The sequence below is a fragment of the Allofournierella sp. genome, from assembly GCF_048388525.1.
Taxonomy (GTDB): Bacteria; Bacillota; Clostridia; order Oscillospirales; family Ruminococcaceae; genus BQOK01.
Map to the genome: position 1 here is coordinate 41,195 of NZ_DBGCTQ010000111.1, position 14,470 is coordinate 55,664.

The 14,470-nt window shown below is 62.6% G+C and carries 15 protein-coding genes; 10 read left to right on the forward strand and 5 right to left on the reverse strand.

The annotated features are described in order from the left end of the window. Nucleotides 1-42: 42 nt before the first annotated feature. The 3 genes from ACMLHZ_RS13630 to ACMLHZ_RS13640 are packed head-to-tail and all read right to left on the reverse strand — an operon-like array spanning nt 43 to nt 2,389. The gene (locus tag ACMLHZ_RS13630; RefSeq protein ID WP_418668224.1) at nt 43-762 is read right to left on the reverse strand and encodes an ABC transporter permease; all 720 of its coding nucleotides are present in this window, start codon (nt 760-762) and stop codon (nt 43-45) included. Next, the gene (locus tag ACMLHZ_RS13635) at nt 759-1,574 is read right to left on the reverse strand and encodes an ABC transporter ATP-binding protein (RefSeq protein ID WP_418668225.1); all 816 of its coding nucleotides are present in this window, start codon (nt 1,572-1,574) and stop codon (nt 759-761) included. The genes ACMLHZ_RS13630 and ACMLHZ_RS13635 overlap by 4 nt, the downstream gene beginning before the upstream one ends. Further along, nucleotides 1,571-2,389 carry a MerR family transcriptional regulator gene (locus ACMLHZ_RS13640; RefSeq protein ID WP_418668226.1) on the reverse strand — a complete coding sequence of 273 codons (819 nt, stop codon included), beginning with the start codon at nt 2,387-2,389 and terminating at the stop codon, nt 1,571-1,573. The genes ACMLHZ_RS13635 and ACMLHZ_RS13640 overlap by 4 nt, the downstream gene beginning before the upstream one ends. 403 nt (nt 2,390-2,792) lie before the next feature. On the opposite strand from ACMLHZ_RS13640, the gene ACMLHZ_RS13645 reads away from it, so the two are divergent. The 10 genes from ACMLHZ_RS13645 to ACMLHZ_RS13690 all read left to right on the forward strand — a co-directional run bounded on the left by ACMLHZ_RS13645 (nt 2,793) and on the right by ACMLHZ_RS13690 (nt 13,229). After that, nucleotides 2,793-3,350, forward strand: coding sequence for a GNAT family N-acetyltransferase (locus tag ACMLHZ_RS13645; protein WP_418668227.1), 558 nt, complete (start codon nt 2,793-2,795; stop codon nt 3,348-3,350). Nucleotides 3,351-4,075: 725 nt separating this feature from the next. Next, complete coding sequence (locus tag ACMLHZ_RS13650) at nt 4,076-5,155, forward strand: bifunctional chorismate mutase/prephenate dehydratase (protein WP_418668228.1); 1,080 nt, start codon at nt 4,076-4,078, stop codon at nt 5,153-5,155. 14 nt (nt 5,156-5,169) lie between these two features. Further along, nucleotides 5,170-6,192 carry a 3-dehydroquinate synthase gene (aroB, locus tag ACMLHZ_RS13655; protein WP_418668229.1) on the forward strand — a complete coding sequence of 341 codons (1,023 nt, stop codon included), beginning with the start codon at nt 5,170-5,172 and terminating at the stop codon, nt 6,190-6,192. 4 nt (nt 6,193-6,196) lie between these two features. Further along, nucleotides 6,197-7,306, forward strand: coding sequence for a chorismate synthase (gene aroC / locus ACMLHZ_RS13660; RefSeq protein WP_418668230.1), 1,110 nt, complete (start codon nt 6,197-6,199; stop codon nt 7,304-7,306). Between the two features lie 10 nt (nt 7,307-7,316). Next, nucleotides 7,317-8,579, forward strand: a complete 1,263-nt coding sequence (locus ACMLHZ_RS13665) for a shikimate kinase (RefSeq protein ID WP_418668231.1) — start codon at nt 7,317-7,319, stop codon at nt 8,577-8,579. Further along, nucleotides 8,551-8,991, forward strand: a complete 441-nt coding sequence (gene aroQ, locus ACMLHZ_RS13670; RefSeq protein ID WP_418668232.1) for a type II 3-dehydroquinate dehydratase — start codon at nt 8,551-8,553, stop codon at nt 8,989-8,991. The genes ACMLHZ_RS13665 and aroQ overlap by 29 nt, the downstream gene beginning before the upstream one ends. Before the next feature lie 46 nt (nt 8,992-9,037). Beyond that, nucleotides 9,038-10,054 (forward strand): 3-deoxy-7-phosphoheptulonate synthase, encoded by a 1,017-nt coding sequence (gene aroF / locus ACMLHZ_RS13675; RefSeq protein WP_177565332.1) that lies wholly within the window; start codon nt 9,038-9,040, stop codon nt 10,052-10,054. A gap of 34 nt (nt 10,055-10,088) precedes the next feature. After that, nucleotides 10,089-11,363 (forward strand): 3-phosphoshikimate 1-carboxyvinyltransferase, encoded by a 1,275-nt coding sequence (gene aroA, locus ACMLHZ_RS13680; protein WP_418668233.1) that lies wholly within the window; start codon nt 10,089-10,091, stop codon nt 11,361-11,363. Then, nucleotides 11,360-12,226 (forward strand): prephenate dehydrogenase, encoded by an 867-nt coding sequence (locus tag ACMLHZ_RS13685; protein WP_418668234.1) that lies wholly within the window; start codon nt 11,360-11,362, stop codon nt 12,224-12,226. Before aroA ends, ACMLHZ_RS13685 begins: the two co-directional genes overlap by 4 nt. A 4-nt stretch (nt 12,227-12,230) precedes the next feature. After that, nucleotides 12,231-13,229: a helix-turn-helix transcriptional regulator gene (locus ACMLHZ_RS13690; RefSeq protein WP_418668235.1), complete on the forward strand. Its 999-nt coding sequence runs from the start codon at nt 12,231-12,233 to the stop codon at nt 13,227-13,229. Nucleotides 13,230-13,321: 92 nt separating this feature from the next. Here ACMLHZ_RS13690 and ACMLHZ_RS13695 read toward each other — a convergent pair whose 3' ends face one another. Continuing rightward, nucleotides 13,322-13,585 carry a DUF3795 domain-containing protein gene (locus ACMLHZ_RS13695; protein ID WP_418668236.1) on the reverse strand — a complete coding sequence of 88 codons (264 nt, stop codon included), beginning with the start codon at nt 13,583-13,585 and terminating at the stop codon, nt 13,322-13,324. A 140-nt stretch (nt 13,586-13,725) separates the two neighbouring features. Continuing rightward, nucleotides 13,726-14,469, reverse strand: a complete 744-nt coding sequence (locus ACMLHZ_RS13700) for an ABC transporter ATP-binding protein (RefSeq protein WP_418668237.1) — start codon at nt 14,467-14,469, stop codon at nt 13,726-13,728. Nucleotide 14,470: the final 1 nt, after the last annotated feature.

Sequence of the window (14,470 nt, forward strand, 5' to 3'; positions counted from 1 at the left end):
TTTTTACTGCGGGCAAAGCGCCCCTGTGCGCCGGGGAGCGAATCAGGCGTCTTTTTCCAGCTTTTTCAGCAGGAGGGCGCACAGGATGGCCGAGGCCGCCATAAGAAGGCCCAGGGGCCACAGGGAACCGGGGCCAAAGCCGCCGTCCAGCATGGCCCGGTACCCCCAGGCCGCGGGGAACAGCCTGCCCGCCACCCCAAACGCACGGGGGAGCAGTTCGGCTGGGAACATGATGCCGGACAGCATGATGGAGGGCAGAAAAACCATCTGGGAAAACATGGTGAGCTTTGCCTGGCTTTTGACCGCCAGCCCCAGAACGCTGGCGACCCCCAGCGAGGCCGCGATGAAAATTGCCAGCGAGAGGAGGTACAGCAGCGGGTCCCGGGGGCGCGCCGCGCCGAACAGGAGGGGGGCGGCTATGTAGAGGATCGCGCTCATGAGCAGCAGATGAACGAAGGCCGAAAGAAAGGTCGTTGCCAGCCCGAGCGAGAGGGGCACGCCGTTTGCCCGGTAGACCTTTTTGATGTCGCCGCTGTAAATCTCGGACAGGGAGGGCGGCAGGCCCACCAGCGCGCCCATGGAGACCCCCATCACGGTCATGGATTGGATCAGCGTGGCCGAGGCCCCGGGGGTGAGGGAGGTGAAAATACCGCCCATGACGATGAAGAACAGAAGGGGGACCACATAGCAGGTGATGAGCAGCGATTTGCTGCGGATGTCCAGCCGCCACTGCAGGGCCACCCCGTATAGAAATGCACTCATTTGCCGTTCCCTCCTGCGATATGGATGAAATTCTGCTCCAGGCTGCCGTGGTCGATGCGAACGTCCAGCACTGGGAAGCCTTTTTCCCGACAGCCCTCCAGCAACGCCAGCAGGGTGGCGGAAAGGTCGTTTGACCGAACGCTCTCTTCGCCCTGCGGGGTCTGGATGGTGATGGTGCAGCGCCCCCCCACTGCCTCGGCCAGGCCGGAAACGGGGCCCAGATATGCAATGGCGCCGCCGCTCAGAATTGCAATGCGGTTGCACAGGGCCTCCACCTCGGCCATGTCGTGGCTGGCAAGGATGATGGTCTTGCCCTGCGCTTTCAGCCTGCGGATCTGATCGTGGAGCTGGACCCGGCCCTCCACATCCAGCCCGGCGGTGGGTTCGTCCAGAAACACAATGTCCGGGTCGCCGATCAGGGCCAGGGCCAGGTGCAGCCGCCGCTTTTGCCCGGTGGAAAGCTGCACATACTGTTTTTTTGCCAGCGCATCAATGCCCAGGGCCGCAAGCATGGAGGGGTCGGCGGCGGCCCGGTTCCATTTGGCGAACAGGCGCACGGCCTCCATGGGGCGGATGTGGGCCGGAAGCGAGGACGATTGCAGCTGGATGCCCGCCCGGCCGTGGAACGCAACACGGCCCCCGTCGCAGGTGCGCAGGCCCTCGATGCATTCAAGGGTGGTGGTTTTGCCCGCGCCGTTGACGCCCAGCAGCGCGAAGATTTCGCCTTTTTCGATCTGGAGATCGAGGCCCTTCAGCACGGCGCGGCCGCCGTAGCTTTTGCGCAGGCCCTCGACCTGGATGGCATAATTCATTTTGTTCCCTCCCCCAGCGGATCATAATCCCGCGCGGTGAACCAGGCTTCCAGCGCGGGGCCGATAAAAGCGTTGGCATCCGCCAGCTTTTGCTGCCATTCCTGCGATGGGCCGGCGGGGGCCCCGGCCTCCGCCTTGTCGGAAAGCTTCATCAGGTCGGCCAGCATGGCCGTGTCGCCGCCCGTGAAGTCCAGCACCATGGCCCAATATTTCTCGGCAAAGGCCATGCCCCGCTCGCCGGCGGGAGGCACGCCTTCGGCCTGAAGGCGCAGGGCCTCGCCCATCAGCTGGCTGACCCGTTCCATCATAATTGGGGCGCTGGCATGGTCGAAGCGGCGCCGGAACTGGTTCAGGGTGCGGTCGTCGAGGTGCTTGACGAGCCAGTAAAGCTCGTTTTTCATCTGGAGGTTTGCAATGATATCGGCGTACTTTTTAAAGTCTACCGCCTGCATTTGCAGCACCTCGGCCCGCAGCGCCTCCAGCTGGGCCAGGGATTCGGACAGGGAGGCGAGCTTTTGGCGGATGGCGGCCGCCTGCTCGGAAAGCGCGGCGGCGACCTCTTCCGGGCTATCCAGGCCGATCAGGCGGTTTTTGATGTCGTCCAGCGAAAAGCCCAGATGCTTCATGGACAGGATCTGGTGGAGCAGGATCACGTCCCTGTCGGTGTAGAGCCTGCGGCCGCCCCCGCTTTGGGCCGAGGGGGAGAGCAGGCCTTCCCGGTGGTAATATTGCAGGGTGCGCACCGAGACACCCATCTTTTTTGCGATCTCGCCCACAGTCATATAACCCTGGGGAATCGCCCGGTCGTTTGACATATCCATCACCTCTGTGTTCTATTATGACACGTGACCCTGCGTCACGAGCAAGCCTTTTTATTCCTTTGCAATAAAAAAACAGAAAATATTCGACGGTAATGGAATCCTCTTTCCAGCCGGAAAAGCCCATGAAATCAGCATTTCCACTATATGCAATACAATCCCGCAAAGGGTAAAATGGTGCCCGAATGGTGCCCAGGTGAACAAACTGAATTATGAACAGCAGCATAAAGTTATGACATGAAATGAGCAGTTTGACATTTCCATACGTTACTATTAGAATGGAAAAGACAAGTTATGTATTTGTTCGCCTTCGGCGGAGAAGGCGCACTCGACAAATTGGAATATGTACGCAAAAAAGTGTTTATTGTTTAATTATAAAATGATTTTAGAGGTATAAAAATTGAAGCATATAGGTACACAAACTATAAAAACAAGAAGATTGACATTACGTAAACTAGAAATTTCAGATGCCGAAATGATGTTTAATAATTGGGGGAGTGACAGTGAAGTTACTCGCTTTTTGCGTTGGGACTCACATAAAACAATAGAGGACAGCAGAAGCATGATCCAAATGTGGATTAATAATTATGAATTAGAATCCACTTATTATTGGGGTATATATCTGCAAGACGGTGAAATGATTGGCTCTATTGGTGTCAGCATAATTTCTGAATATGATTTGATTGGAGAATTAGGATACAAAATTGGTAGTCGATGGTGGGGGCAAGGATATACCAGTGAAGCGGCTGGAGCAGTTATCAATTATATGTTCAACAACACAGATGTTGAACGAATACAATCATTTAGCTCTGTAAAAAATCCTGCTTCAAGGAAAGTGATGGAAAAGGCAGGAATGCGCTATGAAGGTCTTTCACGACACAGTTATAAAACTCGTGATGGTTTTCAAGATTGTACTTTTTTCGGGATAATACGAGATGAATGGGAACAAATGAAATAGATTCAAGTTTATTATACTGTTTGAGTGCGCCTTATTGGACAAAGACGCACTACCCATTTTGTTGTTTTCAATCGTGGCAAGCAGTGTTTTGTGTGTACCATGAAACACTGCTTGCCACGATTGTTTTCAGTGGAATTGTGATTCCCGCCGCGCATGAAAACAGCCCCGGCATGAGACAGGGCTAAGTCTCACACCGAGACTGTCATGCGGAACAATAGAAGTCCGTTCCCGGGGGTCCAGGTGAAATCATACAGGCCCCCTCGGTCCCGCGTCCTCAGAGGCCAATTCTGTCAGGGGGTGAGGCCCCATTTGTCCGCGCCCGTCCCGCCCGCAAACTCTCTCCTGCCTTTTGCGGTTTCGGGGAGGGGGTGGTATACTAAAGCTGTCAGCAGGCCACATAAGGGCTTGCTGTTTTTTGTTTTGTGGTGCCCACATGGTGCCCAACCTTACAAAACCATGCTGTTACAGGTTATGCCGTCTTATTCGCTGGATTTGAAAAACCCTCCATTTCATGCGGGTTTGCGCCGTCTGCCTGTAATATAAAATTTATTCAAGATGGCCCCGACCTTACCGTTAAAGCAGCAACCGGCCCGTATGGCAAAAAACAGCATTCGCCGCGCTGCGGCGCGGCAAGGTGTGGGGCGCTTTTGTGGCGAATTGCTGTTGTGCTGCAGGCCGGTTTATGGTATACTTTAGTGCATTAGAAGGGCAGGGAGGCGCACAGGATGGACAAGCTGGACGAGGCGCGGGCGGCGATCGACAGGATCGACGCGCAGATGGCCACGCTGTTTGAGGCGCGCATGGCGGCGGTGGCGGCGGTGGCGGCCTATAAAAAGGAACACGCGCTGCCGGTGCTGGACAGCGCCCGGGAGGGCGAGGTGGTGGAAAAGAACCTGGCCCGGCTGAAAAACCAGGAGCTGGCGCCCTTTTACGCGGACTACATCCGGTATCAGATGGCGCTCTCGCGCCAGTACCAGGCCCAGGTGCTGGGCCGTGACCGGGTGGCTTACCAGGGGGTGGAGGGCGCCTTTGCCCACATCGCCCTGAAAAAGCTGTTCCCCCGCGCGCAGGAGCTGCCCTGCGCCACCTGGGGCAAGGTGTTCGACGCGGTGGAGGCCGGGGACGCGGCGTATGGGGTGCTGCCCTTTGAGAACAGCCACGCGGGGGATGTTTCGGCCGTGCTGGACCTGTGCTTTGCCCACCCGGGGCTGTATGTGACCGAGGTGTGCGATCTGCCGGTGCGCCAGAACCTGCTGGGGCTGCCGGGAGCAAGGCTGTCCGACATTACAAGGGTGTGCAGCCACCCGCAGGCCATTGCCCAGAGCGAGCGGTTTTTAAAAAGCCTTTCGCTGCCCGCCGAGGACTGCCTGAACACCGCGGTGGCGGCCAAAAAGGTGGCCGAGAGCGGCGATAAGGCCCTGGCGGCCATTGCCAGCGAGGAGACCGCCGCCCTGTACGGCCTGCAGGTGCTGGCGGCGGACATCAACTCGGACGGCGACAACACCACCCGGTTCATCGTGATCGGGCGGGAGCTGCCGGTCAGCGGCGACCGGTTCAGCCTGCTGTTCACGGTGGACCACAAGGCCGGAAAGCTGGCCGCGGCGATTCAGGCCATCGGCGCGGCGGGCTTTAATATGGAGTGCATCAAGAGCCGCCCCATGCCGGGCGTGCCCTTTGAGTATTATTTTTATGTGGAGCTGGAGGGCCAGCCCGGCGCGCAGGGGACCAAGGCCCTGCTGAACGAGCTGGAACGGGTGTGCAACACCCTTCGGGTGCTGGGCATCTTCACAAGGCGGCAGCCATGAGAGGGAGCGAAGGTATGAAACTGACCATGCGGCTGGGTGAGCGCAGCTACGACATTGTTTTAAAGCGGGGCGCGCTGGCAAATCTGGGCCAGCTGGCAAATCTGGCCCGCAAGGTGTTTATTGTGACCGACAGCGGCGTGCCCACCGAATACGCCGCCGCAGTAAAGGCCCAGTGCGCCGAGGGAGTTATTTACACCGTGCCCCAGGGCGAGAACAGCAAAAGCCTGAAAACCTACGAGGCGCTGCTGTGCGCCATGCTGGAGGCAGGGTTTGGCCGCGGCGACGCGGTGGTGGCCGTGGGCGGCGGCGTGGTGGGGGACCTGGCGGGCTTTGCGGCCGCCACCTACATGCGCGGCATCGACTTCATCAACTGCCCCACCACCACCCTCTCGCAGATCGACTCGTCGATCGGGGGCAAGGTGGCGGTAGACCTGGGCCGGGCAAAGAACATCGTGGGGGCCTTTTGGCAGCCGAGGCTGGTGGTGGTGGACCCGGACACCCTGGCCACCCTGCCCCGCCGCCATTTTGTGAACGGCCTGGCCGAGAGCGTGAAGATGAGCCTGACCAGCGACGCCGAGCTGTTCGGCCTGTTCGAGACCGGGGATGTGGACGCGGAGATCGAGACCATTATCCGCCGCAGCCTGCTGATCAAAAAGAGCGTGGTAGAGCGGGACGAGACCGAGCAGGGCCTGCGGGCCATCCTGAATTTCGGCCACACGCTGGGGCATGGCATCGAGGCGGTAAAGGGCGTGACCGGGCGGCGCAAAAACGGCCTTTACCACGGCGAATGCGTGGCGCTGGGCATGCTGCCCATGATCGAGGACAAGCGCCTGCAAAAACGGGTGCGGGCGGTGTACCGCAGGCTGGGCCTGCCTGCCAGGGCAGCTTACGACAAGCAGAAGGTGCTGGCCTATATGCTGCACGACAAAAAAGCCCGGGGCGGCCAGATCACCCTGGTGAAGGTGCCGGGCCTTGGCTGCTGGCGGCTGGACAAAGCGCCGCTGGCCGAGCTGGAATGCATCGTGATGGGGAAGTGACGAGATGAAAAACACCTTTGGCAGCGCGGTGACCGTGACGATTTTCGGCGAGAGCCACGGCCCCGCCGTGGGCGCGGTGCTGGACGGTTTGGCGGCGGGCCTGCCGGTGGACGGGGAATTCATCGCCCGCCAGATGGACAAGCGCAGGGCGAAGCCCGGCGGGCTTTCCACCGCCCGCGCCGAAGCGGACCAGGTGCGCTTTTTGAGCGGGGTATGGAACGGGCGCACCACCGGCACGCCGCTGGCGCTGATGATTGAAAATCAGAATACCCGCCCGGGCGACTACGCCGCGGGCGCGGGGCTGGCGCGGCCCGGCCACGCCGACTGGGCCGCCCATGTGAAATACGGCGGCTTTGAGGACTGGCGGGGTGGCGGCCATTTTTCCGGCCGGGTGACCGCCGCGCTGACCGCCGCGGGCGCTGTGTGCCGGGGGGTGCTGGCCGCCAAAGGCGTGCTGGCTGCCACCCACATCCGCGAGGCGGCGGGCGTGCCGGACGCGCCCTTTGCGGCGCAGCCCGGGGCCCTGCGCGCCCAGCTGGAGGCGCTGGCGGGGCAGGGGGGCTTCCCGGTGCTGCGCGAGGCGGCGGGGGAAGAGATGCAGGCGGCCATCCGGGCGGCGGGCGCCGAGGGCGACAGCGTGGGCGGCATTTTGGAGACCGCCGCCGCCGGCCTGCCCGCCGGCATCGGCGAACCCTTTTTTGACAGCGTGGAGAGCACCCTTGCGCACCTTTTGTTCAGCGTGCCCGCGGTAAAAGGGGTGGAGTTCGGCGCGGGGTTTGGCTTTGCAGGCATGCGGGGCAGCGAGGCGAACGACCCCCTGCGGCTGGAGGACGGGCGGATCACCACCGCAACGAACCACAACGGCGGGGTGAACGGGGGGGTGGCCAACGGCATGCCCCTGGTGCTGCGCAGCTGCGTAAAGCCCACCCCCAGCATTTACAAGCCTCAGCGCACCGTGGACCTTGCAAGCGGCGCCGAGGGGGAGCTGCGCATCCAGGGCCGCCACGACCCCTGCATTCTGCACAGGGCCGCGGTGGTGCAGACCGCCGCGGTGTGCATCGGCCTGCTCGACCTTTGCACCCAGCGCTTCGGCACGCTGTGGCAGGCGGAATAGGGGGCAGCGCATGGAATACGGATTGATCGGCGGCCGGCTTGGGCACAGCTACTCAAAGCTCATTCACGAACAGCTGTGCGGCTATACATATGAGCTGTGCCCCCTGCCCGCTGAGGCGGATGCCCGGGCCTTTTTGCGGGCCAGGGCCTTTAAGGCCGTGAATGTGACCATTCCCTACAAACGCCTGGCGCTGGAATGCTGCGACGAGGCCGACGCGCGGGCGGCGGCCATCGGCGCAGTGAACACCCTGGTGAACCGGGGCGGCAGGCTGTTTGGCTACAACACCGATTACGACGGGTTTTCGTATCTGGCCCGGGCCCACGGGGTGGACTTTGGGGGCCGCACCGTGCTGGTGCTGGGAACCGGCGGCACCAGCCGCACTGTGGCCGCGGCGGCAAAAGCGGGCGGCGCCAAAGAGGTGCTGTTCGCCAGCCGGGGCGGCGGGCCGGGCGCCCTGGGCTACAGCGAGGCCGCGGGGCGAAAGGACGTGCAGGTGGTGGTGAACACCTCGCCCGCGGGCATGTACCCGGAGGTGGAGAGCTGCCTTTTGGACCCGGCGGTCTTCCCGCAGCTGGAGGCGGTGCTGGACGTGGTGTATAACCCTTTCAAGACCGAGCTGGTGCAGCGGGCCGAGGAACTGGGCGTGACCGCGGCCGGGGGCCTGGAAATGCTGGTGGCCCAGGCGGTGTATGCCGCCCGGCTTTTTACCGGGCAGGAAATGCCCGAGAGCTGCATCGACCCGGTGTTCCGCAGCATTTGGGCCGACCGGGCCAACATTGTGCTGGTGGGTATGCCCAGCAGCGGCAAGACCACCATCGGCCGGATGCTGGCCAAGGCGCTGGACAAGCGCTTTGTGGATCTGGACGCGGAGATCGAACGGGCCAGCGGCCAGTCCGTGCCCTCGATTTTTGAGACCCAGGGGGAGGCAGGTTTCCGCCGGTGGGAGCAGCGGGTCACCGGGCGCTTTGCAAAGGAGAGCGGGCAGGTGCTCTCGTGCGGGGGGGGCGTGGTGAAGACCGCCGCCAACGTGCGGGCGCTGCGCCGAAACGGCGTGGTGCTGTTTATCGACCGGCCGGTGGAAAAGCTGCGGGTGGGCGGCAGCCGCCCTTTGTCCACCGGCAGGGAGGCGCTGGAGCGCATGGCAGCCCAGCGCGGGCCGCTTTACCGGGCGGCGGCGGACATCACGGTGGACAATTCCGGCGAGCCCTTTGCAAGGGCCGCCGCGGCCGCAAAGGAGGCAATTTGTGCGTATTTTGGTATTGAACGGCCCTAACCTGAACCTTTTGGGGATGCGGGAGCCGGGGCTGTACGGCACGGTGGACTACGAGGGCCTGGTGGAACTGATCCGCGCCGAGTGTGAGCGGCTGGGGATCGAGGCGGAATTTTATCAGTCCAACCACGAGGGGGACCTGGTGGACGCCATTCAAAACGCGCGGGGCCGGTGCGACGGGCTGGTGCTGAACCCGGGGGCCTACACCCACACCAGCATTGCCATTCTGGACGCGCTCAAGGCGGTGGGCCTGCCCGCCGCCGAGGTGCATATTACCGACATTGCCCAGCGGGAGCCGTTCCGGCAGGTGAGCTATGCGGGCATGGCCTGCCAGGGGCACTTCATCGGGCAGGGCCTGGCGGGCTACCTGAACGCGGTGCGATTCATCAAGCAGACCGTGGAAGCGGAGGGCTGAAAAGCCCCGCCGCCATTTATAAAAACAGAGAGGAAATTTTAACGGTATGATCATCTCCACAAAACGGGGCACGCCCCAGGAAGAACTGCAAAAGATCGTTGCGGAATTTGAGGCGCAGGGCCTGGAAGTGACCCTGATCCGGGGCACGGACTACAATGTGTTCGGCCTGGTGGGCGACACCACCAAGATCAATGAAAAGGTAGTGGCCGCAAACCCCTGGGTGGACAGCGTGACCCGCGTGTCGGCCCCTTATAAAAAGGCGAACCGCCTGTTCCACGAAGCCGACACCGTGGTGGACGTGGCGGGTGTGAAAGTGGGCGGCCGCGAAAAGGTGGCGGTGATCGGCGGGCCGTGCAGCATTGAGTGCGAGGAGAGCACGGTGGAGATTGCCCGGGCGGTAAAGGCAGCGGGCGGCTGCATGCTGCGGGGCGGGGCGTATAAACCCCGCACCTCGCCCTATGCCTTTCAGGGGCTGGGCACCGAGGGCATTCTGGATATGGTAAAGGCCCGCGAGGCCACCGGCCTGCCCATTGTGAGCGAATTGATGAGCGAGGAGCGCATCGATGAGTTTGAGGAGTACGTGGATCTGGTGCAGATCGGTGCGCGGAACATGCAGAACTTCCAGTTGCTGAAAGCGGTGGGCAAAATGAAAAAGCCCGTGCTGCTGAAGCGGGGCCTTGCCAACACCATTGAGGAGTGGATCATGAGCGCCGAGTACATCATGGCCGGCGGCAACGAGAAGGTCATTTTCTGCGAGCGGGGCATCCGCACCTTTGAGAAGTACACCCGCAACACGCTGGATCTTTCGGTGATCCCCATTTTAAAAGAAAAGACCCATCTGCCCATCGTGATCGACCCCAGCCACGCCACCGGAAACTGGCGCTATGTGGAGGCCATGAGCCTGGCGGCGGTGGCTGCCGGGGCCGACGGCCTGATCATTGAGGTGCATGCGGACCCGGAACACGCCTGGTCGGACGGGGCGCAGAGCCTGAAGCCCCAGAAGTTTGCCGAGGTGATCGCCAAGTGCCGCGAGGTGGCCCGCGTGGTGGGCCGCGACCTGTAAGCACTGCAAAAAAACGACCCCAGGAGGTGTTCCCATGATCGTGCGCATCGGGCCGGGCGGGGACCGGCCGTTGGAATTTGCGGCGCCCCCCTCCAAGAGCATGGGCCACAGGGCTGTGCTGGCGGCGGGGCTGGCCACCGGCCTTTCCCGCGTTTACAACCTGGGCATGAGCCAGGACATCAAGGCGACGCTGGGCGCGGTGCGCCAGTTCGGGGCGAAGGTGCGCCCCACCGACCGGTTTGTGGACATTGAGGGCCGGGGCGGCTTTGCCACGATCCTGCGCCCGGTGGACTGCGGCGAGAGCGGCAGCACCCTGCGCTTTCTCATCCCGATCCTGAGTTTGACCGGCCAGCAGGTAGAATTTACCGGCCGGGGGCGGCTGTTCGGCCGCCCCATGGAGGTGTATCAGGACATTTTTGATTCCCAGGGGCTGCTGTTTGCCCAGACCCCCCAGGGCATCACCACAAAGGGCAGGCTTGCGCCGGGGGAGTACCGGGTGCGGGGGGATGTTTCGAGCCAGTTCATCAGCGGGCTGCTGTTCACGCTGCCCCTTCTGCACCGGGCCAGCACGCTGGAGATCCTGCCCCCCTTCGAGAGCCGCAGCTATGTGGAGCTGACCCTCGCCGCCCTGCGCCAGTTCGGCGTGCGGGCGGACTGGGATCCGGAGCGGGAGAACACCCTGTTGGTGCCGGGCGGCCAGCGCTACCACAACCGGGAGTACACGGTGGAGGGCGACTACAGCCAGGCCGCGTTTTTTGCAGTGCTGGGCGCCGTGCGGGGCGGCGTGACCATTCGGGGGCTGGCCCCTTCCTCCAGCCAGGGGGATGCGGCCATTCTGGAAATATTGGAGCGCTGCGGCGCCAAGTTTACCCGCCAGGGCGACACCGTGTGCTTTGAAAAGAGCCCGCTTGCAGCCACCCGCATCGACCTGGCCGACTGCCCGGACCTGGGGCCGATCCTGATGGTGCTGGGCCTGTTCTGCGAGGGCGAGACCGTGATCGAGCACGCGGGGCGGCTGCGCATCAAGGAGAGCGACCGGATTGCCTCGATGCAGGAAGAGCTGCAGAAGTTCGGCGGAAAGCTGGCCTGCGAGGGTGAGACCGTGACCGTGCAGGGCGCGCCGCTGGTGATGCCGGGGCGGCTGTACGGCCACAACGACCACCGGGTGGTGATGGCGCTGACCATTGCCGCCGCCGCCGCGGGCTACCCGGCCGAGCTGGCCGGCGCACAGGCCGTTGCCAAAAGCTGGCCGGAATTTTTTGCCGTTTTGCAGCAGGGCGGCTGGCAGATCGAGGGGGAGCAGGAATGAGGCGGGAGAGCCGTTTTGTGATTGTGGGGCTGGGGCTTTTGGGCGGCGCCTATGCCCGGGCCCTGCGAAAAGCGGGTTACAGCCGGGTGGCGGCCATCGATCTTTCGCAGGAGGCGCTGGACTTTGCGCTGCGGGAGGGCTATGTTGCCGAGGGCCTTACCAAAGGGTTCGGACCCCTGCTGGAACAGGCGGATTACCTGATCTTTTCGTTATATCCGACAGCTCTTATACAATGGGTAGAAACACATGGGGCGCATCTGCGCCCCGGCTGCCTGTGCACCGACGTGTGCGGCGTAAAGGAAGGCCTTGTGCAGCGGGTGCAGCAGCTGCTGCCTGCGGGGGTGGAGTTCATCGCCAGCCACCCCATGGCGGGGAAGGAGCTTTCGGGGGTGCAGAACGCGCACCTGGTGGACTTTGCACCCGCCAATTTCTTGATCACCCCCACCGAACGAAACACCCCGGAGGGCCTCGCCTTTGCGCGGCAGCTGGCCGCCGTGCTGGGCTTTGCGCACGTTCGGGTGCTGAGCCCGGCCGAACACGACCGCATGATCGGTTATGTGAGCCAGCTGACCCACGCCATTGCGGTGAGCCTGATGTGCGCCCCGGGCGCGGAGAGCTTTGCGGCCTACACCGGCGACTCGTTCCGGGATCTGACCCGGATCGCCCGCATCAACGACAAAATGTGGGCGGAGCTGTTTTTATGGAACCGGGAAAACCTGACAGAGGAGATCGACGGCTTTGCGGCCCGGCTGGAACAGCTGAAGAACTTTTTGCAGGCGGGCGACCGGGCCGGGCTGGAGGCGATGTTCCGCGCCTCCACGGCTGCCCGCGCGGCCTTCGATATAAAAGAGAAGGAGAGGTGAGCGCATGGCCCGCATGGAGGGGCAAAAGGTAAAGCTACTGCTTTTGCTGCGCATTCTGGCCCGCTACACCGACGAGGACCACTGGATCTCGGTACCCCGCATCCTGGAGCTGCTGGAGGCCGAGGGCGTGAATGCGGAGCGCAAAAGCATTTACGCCGACATTGAGACCCTGCGGGAGCTGGGGTGCGACATAGCCCAGCAGAAGGGCCGCGGCGGAGGGTACTGGCTGGCCGGGCGCACCTTTCAGCTGCCCGAGCTGAAGCTGCTGGTAGACACGGTGCAGGCCTCCAAGTTCATCACCCCCAAAAAGAGCGAGCAGCTGATCAAAACGCTCTCGAACTTTGCCAGCGAGTACCAGGCGCGGGACTTGAAGCGGCAGGTGTTTGCTTCCAGCCGGATCAAGACCATGAACGAGAGCATTTACTACAACGTGGACGCGCTGCACCGGGCCATTGCGGAAAACCGGCAGGTGCGGTTTGTGTATCAGGACTGGACCCTGGAAAAGAAAAAAGCGGCCCGGCGGGGCGGGGGCGCTTATACGGTAAGCCCCTGGGCGCTGCTGTTCGAGGACGAAAACTACTATCTGGTGGCCTACGAGGAAAACCGGGGCCTGCGCCATTACCGGGTGGACAAGATGGCCTCGATCTCGCTGCTGGAGGCGGGCCGGCTGGGGGGCGCGGAATACGACCCAAACAGCATGCGGGACTATGCAAAGCCCATGTTCAACATGTTCGGCGCGCCGGTGCAGCGGGTGGAGCTTGCGTGCGATGCGGGCATGATCGGCCCCATGCTGGACCGGTTCGGCGTGGAGGCCACCGTGCTGCCCCGGCAGGACGGCTCGTTTACGCTGTATGCGGACGTGGCGGTGAGCCCGCCGTTTTTCGGCTGGGTGTGCGGGTTTGGGGGCAAGGTGCGCATTGCCGGGCCGGACCCGGTGCGGCGGGAGTTTGCGGCCGCGCTGGAAAGGATCCGCGCGGCCCAGGAGAGCGCGGGGCAGAAATAGAGCGATCCTTTAAACGGCAGGGGCGGAGATCCTTTTAAATCCCCGCCCCTGCCGTTTGTGCGCCGCGCCAGTTTTGAGAGCAAACAAAAATGCTAGCGTGCGCCGCGCCACTGCCGGCACTGCTCGATGCGCCTGCCGTTGTCGCCCTGCTGCTCGTCGTAGGCAAAGCCGTGGAGCAGCTCGCAGGGGAAGCCGGCGCACTGGCCGCAGTGCTGGTGCTGTTTGCCCTCGCAGCAGGCCTTGACCGGGCACGCCTCGCCCCAAAAGGGTTTGCCGATGGCGGGGCAGCCCTGGCAGTGCATTTGCTCGCGGTATTCGCACTCGCTGCAAAGTATGCCGCATCTCGATTCGATCATGGTGGGTCCCTCCTGTTTTTTCGCCAGCATACCACAGAAAACGGGACAACGGTGTGTCCTGGTTTTGAATTTTTTGCCCGGCCGGGGCAAAAATGCCCGGCGGAAGCCTCCGCCGGGCATTGGTTTTGAAGGGGCGCGGGTCACCACCACTTGATAAGGTCGGTGACCTGCTGGCGCAGCGCGATGAACCCGGGGGCCGCGATGTCGCGGGGGAGGGGCAGCGGGTTTTCGAGCTCACGCTTGATGGAGGTGGGCTTGTTGGAGAGCACCAGAATGCGCTCGCCCAGGTACACCGCCTCCTCGATGTTGTGGGTGATGAAGATGACCGTGGTGCCGCTCTGCTTCCAGAGGCCCAGCAGCTCGTTTTCCAGCTTGTAGCGCAGCTCGGTGTCCAGCTGGCCGTAGGGTTCGTCCATGAGCAGCAGCTCGGGCTCGGTGGCGAAGGCGCGGGCGATCACCACCCGCTGCAGCATGCTGGCCGAGAGCTGATCCGGGTAGTAGCCGCGGAAGGGGGTGAGGCCCACCATCTCCATGTATTTTTCGGCCTGGCGGCGCACGGTCCCGGGCTTTTCGCGCTTGATGGAAAGCCCGAACTGGACGTTTTGTTCCACCGTGAGCCAGGGCATGGTGGAATACTCCTGAAAAATATAGGCCACGCTGTGCTTTTTCAGATCCGCCGGTTCGCCGTCGATGGAGATGGAGCCGGCGGTGATGTCGTACAGGCCGGTGAGGCTGTTCAAAAAGGTGGTCTTGCCGCAGCCCGTGGGGCCCACGATGCACAAAAACTCGCCCTTTTTGACCTGGAACGACACATCATCGAGCACCAGAAGGTCGCCGAAGCGCTTGGTGAGGTGGTCTACCTTTACTTTTACCGGTCTTTCCATA